The sequence below is a fragment of the Nocardia sp. NPDC052566 genome, assembly GCF_044547285.1.
In the GTDB taxonomy this organism is placed as follows: domain Bacteria; phylum Actinomycetota; class Actinomycetes; order Mycobacteriales; family Mycobacteriaceae; genus Nocardia.
Genome location: NZ_JBIUAF010000007.1, coordinates 81,250 through 93,186 on the forward strand (window position 1 = coordinate 81,250; position 11,937 = coordinate 93,186).

1 protein-coding gene is annotated in these 11,937 nt (G+C 70.2%); it reads left to right on the plus strand.

The window, feature by feature from the left end; all coding sequences use genetic code 11:
* Window positions 1–34 precede the first annotated feature (34 nt).
* Window positions 35–11,935, plus strand: a complete 11,901-nt coding sequence (locus ACIG5A_RS35065) for an amino acid adenylation domain-containing protein (RefSeq protein WP_397248185.1) — start codon at window positions 35–37, stop codon at window positions 11,933–11,935.
* Window positions 11,936–11,937 lie beyond the last annotated feature (2 nt).

Below are 11,937 nucleotides of genomic sequence, written 5' to 3' on the forward strand. Positions count from 1 at the left end.
GCTCCTCGCGAAGGGGCAGAGAATCCGGGCAGTAGTGGCGGGGGACGCTACGGCACGCGCATGGGCGATAAAGGCGGGCATTCCGAGTTATGAACTCGACGAGGCCGTCGAACTCGCGCCGCGGTGGGATTGCGATCTGCTCTTCAGCATCGGCAACTACGCGATCGTTCCCGACGCGTTGCTGAGCTGTGCGCGGCGGATGAGCATCAACTATCACTACGGTCCGCTGCCCGAATACTCCGGCCTGTACGCGCCGTCCTGGGCCATCGCCGATCGGGTGCGCGACTACGCCATCACCTGGCACCGGATCGGTGAGCTGGTCGACGGCGGCGATGTGCTCGCGCGCGTCCCGGTGCCGGTGGCCGCCGACGAGACCGCGCTCTCGCTCGGGCTGAAATGCGACGAAGCGGCCGTCACCAGTCTGGCCGACCTGATCGACGAACTCGTCGAAGGCCGCGAAACGGCGACACCCCAAGACCTTTCGGCACGCCGCTACTTCTCCAGGCATACCCAGTTCCCCGCCGAGGGCCTCATCGACTGGCGGCGTACCGCCGAGGACGTCGTCGCCATGGTCCGCGCCGCGGACTACGGCCCGTTCACCGGCCCGCTGGTCTGGCCCAAGGTGCGGATCGGCGATCGCTTCGTCGCCGTCCGCGAGGCCAGGGCCGGCGCCGCCACCGACGGGGTGCCCGGCGAGGTGCTCGCCTGTGACGACGCGTCGGGCCTGCGGGTCGCCACCGCCTCCGGCACTGTGCACCTGACCCGCCTGAGCACAGCGACGGGCGACGCGCTGTCCGCGGGTGAGTGCGTCGTGTCGCCGGGCACGATCCTGACCACTCCCGACGACGACGTCGCGGCCCGGATCACCGCGGCGGGCACCGCCGCGTCGAAGGCGGGCGCCTACTGGCGCGAGCGCCTGACCGATGGCAGGCCGTATCGCCTCGGCTACACCGCGCCGCTCGCCGGTGACGACCCGGACGCCGGCCCGGTCACCGTACGCGCCGTGCCGATCGGCGACCTCGCGGGCGCCTGGTGCACCTTCCTGGGCCGGGCCACCGGCGAGACGGATATCCATCTCGCCGTGGCCGCGCCGCGCGCGGGCCTCGACACGGACTATCGCGACCTGTTCGCCGCGTGGCTGCCGCTGCGGGTGCGCGTCGACGCGCAGGAGTCGGTCGCGCAGAACCTGCGGGCGATCGGCGACGAGTACTCCGTCGGCCAGCGGAAGGCGTGGCTGCGCCGCGACATCTTCGGGCGCGACGAGGCGCTGCGCAAGCTGTGGCACAGCGGCGACATGCTGCCCGACGTACTGATTTCCACGGCCGCCGCGCCGTTCGGTGACGAAGCCGGCCGCCCCGCGCTGGAACTGATCGCCGGAGACGACGGGACCGTCGAGTTCCGCTACGACGCGACGCGTGTCGCCCGCCGCGATGTCGTGCGGCTGGCCGAGCAGTTCGGCGACTGGTGCGACCGGTTACCCGCGCTCGCGAACGAACCGCTGGCCGTCGCGGATATCCTCCCGGCGAGCGAACGCCGCATGCTGATCGAGGAGTTCAACGCCACCGACGACGACGGCCTGCTGGGCCAGCGCCTGCACCGGCTCTACGAACGCGCCGCCGAGGAGCACGCCGGCAGCATCGCCCTGATCTGTGCCGACACCGCACTGACCTACGCCGAACTCGACGCCGACGCCAATCGGGTCGCCAACACCCTGGTCGCGCGGGGCGTCGGCCGTGGCGATCTGGTCGGCGTCGCACTCGACCGCTCGATCGACCTCGTCGTCGTGCTGCTCGCGGTGCTGAAAACCGGTGCGGCCTATGTGCCGATCGATCCGAACTTCCCGGCGCAGCGCATCCGCCAGATGATCGAGGACGCCGAACCGAAGCTGGTGCTCACCCCGGCGAGCACGCCGGAAAGCCTGTCGGCGTGGGCATCCCGGTGCCTGAGCGTCGACGACGCGCGCGCATCCGGCGCCGGGGCACTCGATATCGAGGTGGCGGCGGAGGATCTCGCCTACGTCATCTACACCTCCGGTTCGACCGGCAGGCCCAAGGGCGTCGAGATCACCCACGGCGCGCTGTGCAACTTCCTGTCCTCGATGCGGCAGCGGCCCGGATGTGGCGAGGCGGATCGGTTGCTCGCGGTCACCACCGTCTCCTTCGATATCGCGGTGCTCGAGCTGTTCCTCCCGTTGCTCTCCGGCGCGACCACGGTCATCGCCCAGGCACACGAAACCATCGACGCCAGTGCGCTGCTCGGCTTGATGAAGCGCCACGCGATCACCATGATGCAGGGCACGCCCGCCACCTGGCAGCTGCTGCTCGATTCGGGCTGGCGCGGCGCACCGCGCCTGGCGAAGATCCTGTGCGGTGGCGAGGCGCTGCCGCGCAGGCTGGCCGATCGCCTGCTCGACTGCGGTGACGCGGTCTGGAACATGTACGGCCCCACCGAAACCACCGTGTGGTCGAGCGTCTGGCAGGTGCGCGCGGGCGACGATGTCCGCATCGGCGGCCCGATCGCCAACACCCAGCTCTATGTGCTCGGCGCGGATCTGTCGCCGGTGCCGGTCGGCTTCCCCGGCGAGCTGTACATCGGCGGCGCCGGTGTCGCGCGCGGCTACCACAACGACACCGAGCACACCCGCGCCCGGTTCGTGGACAACCCGTTCGGCGACGGAACCCTGTACCGCACAGGCGATCTGGCGAGGTTCGTCGAGCCTGGGCAGCTCAGTGTGCTCGGCCGTGACGACGACCAGGTCAAGCTGCGCGGCTACCGGATCGAGCTCGGCGATATCGAATCGGCCATCACCGGTCACGCGGACGTCTCGCGCGCCGTGGTGATCGGCCGCAACGAGCAGCTGGTCGCCTACGCCGTGCGCGATTCGGCGCGGGCCGCCGCGGGCCGGGCCGACAGCGCCGCGCTCACCGAATGGGCGGGCGCATGGGACCGCGCCTACGAGACCGAGGCCGAGGACGCCACATTCAACCTGGCGGGCTGGCACAACAGCTATGACGGCCAGCCGTTCTCGAACAGTGAGATGCGCGACTGGCAGATGAGCTCGGTCCGCCGGATCCTGTCGTACTCGCCGGAGCGGGTGTTCGAAATCGGTTCCGGCAGTGGCCTGATGCTGTTCGGCATCGCGCCGCACACCAGCGCCTATCATGCCGTCGACGCCTCGGAACAGGCCGTGCGGATCACTCGCCGCCACCTGGCGTCGCTGCCGCATGTCACCTGCGAGCATCGCCCGGCGCACGCGCTGCCCGAGGTGGCCGACGGCGCCTTCGACACCGTCATCGTCAACTCGGTGGCCCAGTACTTCCCATCCATCGACTATCTGACCACGGTGCTCGAATGGGCGACGAAGGCGATCGACAAGGGCCGCGTCTACCTCGGGGATCTGCGTGATCTGTCGCTGCTGGCGGTGTTCCACGCCGATGTGGTGAACTTCCGTGCGGGCGGCAAGATCTCGCCCGACGAACTGGCCACCCGCGTCGCGCACGCCATGCGCGCCGATCGCGAATTGGTGATCTCCCCGGAGTACTTCGCCGACCTGCCGAGCCTGTTCCCCCGGATCACCCGCGTCGATGTCACCCTGCGCGACGGGCGCTACGTCAACGAGATGACCCGCTACCGCTTCGACGTCACGCTGCACATCGGCGAGCCGGCGCACAGCGAAACCCCGGTCACCGAACGGAATTGGCGCGCCGACGGACTCGAGGCGGCCGCGCTGCGCGAGCTGCTCGCCGCGACCGGCGATACGGTGGTGCGGCTGAACGACATTCCCAACGGCAGGTTGCGCGAAGTGCACGGCCGAGTGGGGCGGTCCGAACCCGCCGCGGCGTGGATCGACCCGCAGGATCTCGTCGGCATCGCCGCCGCGGCCGATCTGGATATGGCGTTGCTGCCCAGCCGTTCCGGCGACAAGTGGTGTATCGACGCCGTGTTCTGGCGTGCGGGCGCGCATCCGGACCTGCGCCTGCGCCCCGCCGCGGCGATGGACCGCGCCGCGCTGGCGCACTACGCGAACGACCCGGTCGTCGGTGAACCGGCCAGGGTCGCGCTCGGCCGGGCGCTGCGCCCGTGGCTGGCCGAGCGACTCCCGGCCTACATGGTGCCCGCCTTCTTCGTCGAACTCGACGAGTTCCCGCTGACGCCCAACGGCAAGATCGACCGCAGGATGCTGCCGGATCCGGTGGCGGGCATCGAGGTGACGGCCAAACCCGCCACCGAGCTGGAGCAGGATATCCTCGCCATCTGGTCCGATGTGCTCGGCCACGATCGCATCGGCATCAACCAGAACTTCTTCGAGATCGGCGGCGATTCGCTGCGCGCCGTGCGCGTGCAGACGGAGCTGGAGCGGCTGCTCGGCAGGCCGGTGTCCTCGGCGAAGCTGTTCGAGCACTTCACCATCAAGGCGCTCGCCGCCGATCTGGCCGGCGCCGAGAAGTCCGGCGGTGAGCTCGTCACCGCGCACCGGCGCGCCGCCAACGACGAGGACATCGCCATCATCGCCATGGCGTGCAGGCTGCCCGGCGACGTGAATACGCCCGAGCAGTACTGGGATCTGCTCGAGCGCGGCGGCGACGGCATCGTCGAGGTGCCGAAGGACCGCTGGGACGCCGATGCGCTGTACGACGCCGATCCGGAGGCGCGCGGCAAATCGTATTGCCGCTCAGGCGGTTTCGTCACCCCGATCGACCTGTTCGACGCGCCCTTCTTCGGCGTCGCCCCCCGCGAGGCGCGCTCGCTGGACCCGATGCAGCGCATGGTGCTCGAGACCTGCTGGGAGGCGTTCGAGCGCGCGGGCTACACCATGGAGCGGCTGCGCGGCAGCCAGACCGGCGCGTTCATCGGCGTCGGCAAGAGCTCGGCCTATCACGAATACGGCCTGACCATGGCCGGTGGCCTGACCGATCTGGACGGCTATGTCGGCCCCGGCTCCGCGGGCGGCACCATGTCCGGCCGGGTGTCCTATGTGTTCGGCCTCGAGGGACCGACGCTGACGCTGGACACGGCATGCTCCTCGTCGCTGGTGACCACCCACCTGGCCTGTAATGCGTTGCGCCAGGGCGAATGTGACCTCGCGGTGTCGGCGGGTGTGAGCGTCATGCTCACGCCGGAGCTGCACGTGGAGTTCAGCCGCCTGCGCGGTATGTCGCCGGACGGCCGCTGCCGGTCGTTCTCCGCCGATACCGAGGGCACCGGCTGGAGCGAGGGTTCCGCCGCGGTGGTGCTCAAGCGACTGTCCGACGCGCAGCGCGACGGCGATCCGATCCTGGCGGTGCTGCGCGGCACCGCCGTCAACCACGACGGTCACGCCGCGAGCCTGACCACGCCGAGCGGTCCGGCCCAGCAGCGCGTGATCCGCTCGGCACTGGCGAATTCGGGCCTGCAGCCGGGCGATATCGATTACCTGGAGGCGCACGGTACCGGCACCAAACTCGGCGACCCGATCGAGGGCACGGCGCTGGCCGACGTGTTCGGCGGCAGCCACACCGACGAGCACCCGCTGTGGGTCGGCTCGGCCAAGTCCAACCTGGGCCACACTCAGGCGGCCGCCGGTCTGGCAGGCGTGATGAAGGTCGTCCTGGCAATGCAGCACGACATGCTGCCCAGGACACTGCATGTCACCGAGCCGACACCGGCGGTGGATTGGCACGGCGCGAAAATGGCGCTGGTACAGGAGGAACGGCCGTGGCTCCCGAACGGGAGGCCGCGCAGGGCCGGGGTCAGCTCGTTCGGCATCGGCGGCACCAACGCCCACGTCATCGTCGAGGAACCGCCCAAGCGCGTCGTCGCGGCCGAGCCGTCGGCGCCGCTGCCGCCCGCGGTGCCGGTGCTGGTGTCCGGCTACACCGATACCGCGCTGCGCCAGCAGGCCGAGGCGCTGCACCGGCACATGGGCATGAACATCCACGACCGCATCGGCGACGTCGCCCGCTCGCTGGCCACCACCCGCAGCCAATTCCGCAGGCGGCTGGTGCTTTTGGTCAAGGACAAGTCCGAACTGCTCGACAAGCTCGCCTCCTTCGCCCGCACCGGCGAATCGCCGGTGGGCGCGGCGCGCACCGGCGAGCACGCCGAAGAACCGCGGGCGGCACTGCTGTTCACCGGCCAGGGCAGCCAGCTGCCCGGCATGGGCAAGGACGTCGCCGAGGTGTATCCGGTCTTCCGCGAGGCGCTGACCGAGATCGCCGCTCAGTTCACCGACCTGAAAAAGCCACTGCTGGAGGTGATGTGGGCCGAGGCGGACAGCGCGGACGCCGCACTGCTGCATCGCACCGATTTCACCCAGTCCGCGCTGTTCGCGCTCGAGGTGGCGCTGTGGCGGCTGTGGGAGAGCTGGGGTGTGCGGCCGGAGCTGTTGCTCGGCCACAGCATCGGCGAAATCGCGGCCGCCCACGTCGCCGGGATATTCGACCTGTCCGACGCGTGCAGGCTGGTCGCGGCGCGCGGCCGGTTGATGCAGGCGCTGCCGAGCGGCGGCGCGATGGCGTCGCTGGAGGCCGACGCGGTCGAAGTGGCCACGGCCATAGAGGCTTTGGGGCTCACCGGCAAGATCGATATCGCGGGCCTGAACACCCCGGCGCAGACCGTCGTCTCCGGCGATGCCGACGGTGTCGAGCGCGCGGCGGCGTATTTCGCCGAGCAGGGCCGCAAAGCCAAGCGGCTCACGGTGTCCCACGCCTTCCACTCGCACCACATGGACGGCATGCTCGCGGCATTCCAGGCCGTGGCCGAGACCGTGCAGTTCAACGCGCCACGGGTGACCATCGTCAGCAGCCTGACCGGCGAGCTGGCGAAGCCGGGCGAGCTGGAGCGGCCCGACTACTGGATCCGTCAGGCGCGCAGGGCCGTTCGCTTCGCCGACGGCATCAAGACGCTGCATCAGAACGGCGTGAACGTCTACCTGGAGCTCGGCCCGCAACCGGTGCTGTCCGGTATGGGCGCGGCCTGTCTGGCCGACGAGAAGGCCATCGCCTGGGTACCCTCGCTCGTCGCGGGCAAGGACGGCGCCTCGGTCGTGCAGCGCAGCCTCGCCGAACTGCACGTGCTGGATGTGCCGCTGGATTGGCGCGGTTACTTCGCGCCGTTCGGCGGCGAGCGGGTCGCGCTGCCCACCTACGCATTCCAGCGTGAGCGCTTCTGGTTCGAGCCGCCGCCGGTGCGCGAGATCGGCGCCGGTCTCGACGACACCGACCACGCGCTGCTCGGCGGCGGCGTGCGCATCGCGGGTACCGAGATGTCGCTGTACACCACCGTTGTCGCGGCGGACGAACCGGTCTGGGTGCAGGAGCACAGGGTGATGGGCGCCGTGCTCATGCCGGGCACGGCGTTCTTCGAAGCCATGCGCGCCGCGGGCGATGCCACCGAGGCGGGGGACTGGGACGTCGCGGACGTCGTCCTGCTCGCGCCGCTGGTGCTGACCCCCGGTGTGCCGGTGCGCCTTCAGGTCACGGTCGGCGCCGCCACCGGCGGCGCGCGCCCGGTGCGGGTCTACAGCTCGCCGGACGGCGGCGACGGTGAGTGGCAGCTGCATGCCGACGGCAATATCGTTGCCGCGCAGCATGATTCCGGTCCCACCGTGGCGCTGCCGCCGCGCGGCGCCGAGCGTATCGACGCGGCGGCTCTGTACGGCGATCTGGACGCGCTCGGCTACGGCTACGGCCCGACCTTCCGGGGCATCGCCGAGGCATGGCATGTCGGCGGTGAGGTGTGGGCCAGGGCGGCGCTGCCGGAGGGCGCGCAGTCCGCGGCCGCGGGCTACGGCCTGCATCCCGCGCTGCTGGATTCGGCCATGCACTCGCTGCTGCTGACCCAGCGCCTGCAGCACAAGACCGGCGACGATCTGATGGTGCCCTTCGAGGTCGAACGCCTCGCCCTGCGCGAGCGCGGCCTGTCCGAAATCTGGGTCAGGGTAGCCGAATTCGAGCTCGGCGACGGCGAGTTCTGGGCCTCGCTCGATATCTACGACGGCGCGGGCGTCAACGTCGGCAGGATGCATCGGCTGCACGCCAGGCGAGTCGACCGGGCGGTGCTGCGGCGGCTGGCGCAGGCCGGGGTCGACCGCTTCCAGTTCGATGTCGACTGGCGGCCCGCCGATATCGACGGCGTCGAATTCGGCGGCTCGTGGGGTCTGCTGACCCCGGCCGGTGACGTCGCGTGGGCTCGGGAGGTGCGGACCACACTGTCCCGCGCCGGTATCCAGGTGATCAAGGTCAGGACGCTCGAAGACGCTGACGAGCTGGATGGTCTGCTCTGTCTGTGGGATTCGGGCGCTGACCCGATCGCTCAGGCGCACGAGTTCACCGCGAAGGCCCTGGCTCAGTTGCAGGCCGCGGCCGAATCCGGCTTCGCGCCGCCGCTGGTGTGGCTCACCCGCAACGCGGTGGGCACGGCCGCCGACGACATGGTCTCCGGGCTCGGCGCCGGACCGCTGTGGGGCCTGATGCGCACGGCGCGAAACGAACATCCGGAATTGAGCCTGCGCCTGATCGATCTCGGCACCGAGGAAGCGGTCCGTGCGAGCCTCGCACCGGCATTGATGCTCGGTGCCGAGCCGGAATGCGCGCTGCGCTACGGGCAGGTACTCGTGCCCCAGCTGCGGCGCGTCGCCGCGGCCGCGGACCTGCAGATTCCGGCCGAGGGCGGCTGGCAGCTGGAGATCGCCGCCAAGGGCCGCTTGGACGAACCGTTGAACGTCAAGTCCATGCCGCGAAAGTCGGTGGCCAGCGGTGAGATTCGGGCCGAGGTGAAGGCCGCGGGGGTGAACTTCCTCGACGTGCTCAACGCGCTCGGCATGGTGGAGATCCCGGCGTTCGGCCTGGAATTCGCCGGTGTCGTCACCGAGGTCGGCAGCGCGGTCAAGGATCTGCGGGTCGGCGATCCGGTCCTCGGTCTCGCCCGCGGCTCCTTCGCCTCCGAAATCGTCATGGACGCACGGCAAGTGGTGCGGATGCCGGACAACCTCACCTTCGAGGAGGCCGCCACCGTCCCGATGACCTTCCTGACGGCCTGGCTCGGCCTGCACGAACTCGGTGCGCTGCGACCGGGCGAGCGGGTGCTGATCCACTCCGCGGCGGGCGGTGTCGGCATGGCGGCGGTGCAACTGGCCAGGCTGCACGGCGCCGACGTCTACGGCACCGCGAGCGAGCCGAAGTGGCAGGCGCTGCGCGAGCTCGGCCTGGCCGACGATCATCTCGCCTCGTCTCGCGATCTCGGCTTCGTCGAGCGGTTCGGAAAGACGCTGTCCGGCAAGAAGTTCGATATCGTGCTGAACTCGCTGGCCACCGAATTCATCGACGCGAGCCTCGGCATGCTCGGCGACGGCGGCCGGTTCCTGGAGATGGGCAAGATCGATGTGCGGGAGCAGTCCGCGATCGACGCGAGCCATCCCGGCGTCACCTACACCGTCTACAACCTGCCCGAGGCGGGGCCGGACCGCATCCACGCGATGCTGGTCGCACTGGCCGACCTGTTCACCGCGGGTAAGCTCGCGCCGCTGCCGCTGCGCACCTTCCCGATGACCAACACCTCCGACGCACTGCGCTTCATGGCGCAGGCGCGCCATATCGGCAAGGTGGTGCTGGTCCCGGCCGAGCAGCGGCAGTTCCTGCGCTCCGACGGCGCGGTCCTGATCACCGGTGGTCTCGGCGATCTCGGCCGCCGGGTGGCCACCTGGCTGGCGAGCGCGCACGGCGTGCGCGATCTGGTGCTGACCTCCCGGCGCGGCATGGAAACGCCCGGCGCGGCGGCGTTCATCGACGAGCTCGCCGGGCTCGGCGCGAAAGCCACTGTGATCGCCGGTGATTCGGCGGATCGCGCCAGCGTCGAATCGGTCATGACCCTGTTCGATGTGGACCGGCCGCTGCGCGGTGTTGTCCATGCGGCGGGCGTACTGGACGACGGCGCGCTGTCGGCCATGACGCCCGAACGGATCGACGGCGTCTTCCTGCCCAAGCTGGACGGTGCGTGGCATCTGCACCAGCTGACCCAGGACATGGAGCTCGACCTGTTCATGATGTTCTCCTCCATCGCCAGCGTCATGGGCGCGCCGGGGCAGGGGAACTACGCGGCCGCCAACGCCTTCCTCGACGCGCTCGCCCACCTGCGGCGTGCCAAGGGACTCGCCGCCACCTCGGTGGCCTGGGGTCCGTGGGAGGGCGATGGCATGGCCGCCGGGCTCAGCGACACCGATCGCGTGCGCTTCGCCCAGCTCGGCCTCGACCGGCTCGCACCGGAGGAGGCGCTCGAGCTGTTCGAGCTGACGGCGCGGGCGGGCCGCCCGCTGACGGTGGCCGCCGCCTTCGATCTGACGCGGCTGCAGCGCTACTACGAGGAACGGGGCGGCATCCCGCCGCTGCTGCGCTCGCTGCTGAGCGGTGGCGGCGGCCGAACCCGCGGTGGCGGAGCGGATCTGCGCAAACTGCTCGGCGAGGCCGCGCCCGAGGAGCACGCCGCCCTGGTGCTCGGCACGGTCCGCGAGGAGGTCGCGAAGACGCTCGGTTTCGCCTCGCCGGACGACGTCGACGTCGATCTGCCGTTGCAGGACATCGGCATCGACTCGCTGACCGCGGTGCTGATGCGCAACCAGCTGGCGGACCTGACCGGCCTCGCCCTGCCGGCCAAGATCGCCTTCGATCATCCGAACCTGAAGGCGCTCGGGCAGTTCCTGCTGGCGAAGCTGCTCGAAGCGGGCGCGGGCGTGCCCACGGAGCAGACGGCGGCCACCGCGGACATCGCCGAGGCCACCGGCGCCGCCGCGTTGAACATGACGACGGTCAGGAAGGGTTTCCTCGATCCCGGCCTGCGTTTCGACAACGCGGCAACGGCGGCGGCCACGCCGAAGACGGTCCTCGTCACCGGCGCCACCGGCTTCGTCGGCGCGTTCCTGCTGCACGAGCTGCTCGCCTCCGGCATCGTCACCTACAGCCTGGTGCGTGCCGAGAACGCGGGTGCGGCCATGCAGCGGCTGGTCACGGCGCTCGCGGGCTACGGCCTGTGGCAGCCGGAGTACGAGCCGCTGCTGAATCCGGTGGTCGGTGATCTGACCCAGCCGCTGTTCGGGCTGGACGAGGAGCTGTTCGACCAGCTGGCCGACCGGGTCGACGCCATCTGCCACTCCGGTGCGCTGGTGGACTGGATGCGGCCGCTGGAGGATTACATCGGCCCCAATGTGGTCGGCGCGCACGAAGTTCTGCGCCTCGCCTCCCGCGGTCGCGGCAAGACGGTGCACCTCATGTCCACCTTCGCCACGCTGCCCAAGTACCTGGGCTACGAGGTCACCGAGGACGACAGGGAGTACGGCTACCTCACCTCCAAGTACATGGCGGAGCGGATGGTCGCGGCGGCTCGCTGGCGCGGCGCCAAGGCGTCGGTCTACCGGCTGCCGTTCGTCGGCGCCTCGGCGGCCACCGGCCACTTCCGGCTCGACCGCGGCGACTTCCTGCACAACCTGATCGTCGGCGGCCTCGCCATGGGCAGCTTCCCCGCACTGGGAGTCGGCCTTTCGGCCGTGCTTCCGGTCGACTACCTGGCCGCGACCGTCGTCGAGGTGCTGAAGAACGATCCGGCGCGCATCGGCTACGACTACGACTTCGTCAACTTCCGTGCGCCGAGCTTCGACAGCTTCTTCGCGCTGATCGGCGCGGTCGGCGGCGGCACCGAGCTACTGCCGTTCGACGAATGGCGCAGTCGCGCACTGGATTACGCCCACGCGAACCCGACGAGTCCGCTCGCCCGCATCGCCGCGGTCGTCGACGACCTCAGTGCCGAGAGCGTGGCAGCCATGCTCGAGGGCCTGCCGCTCGGCGAGCACGTCTTCGGCGCCGACCAGTATCCATCGCCCGCGGTCGACGAGCAGTTCGTCCGGAACTACGTCGACCGCATCGAATCGGCGAATCCCTCGATCCTCGTTGGAATTTCAGGAGAGTAGAG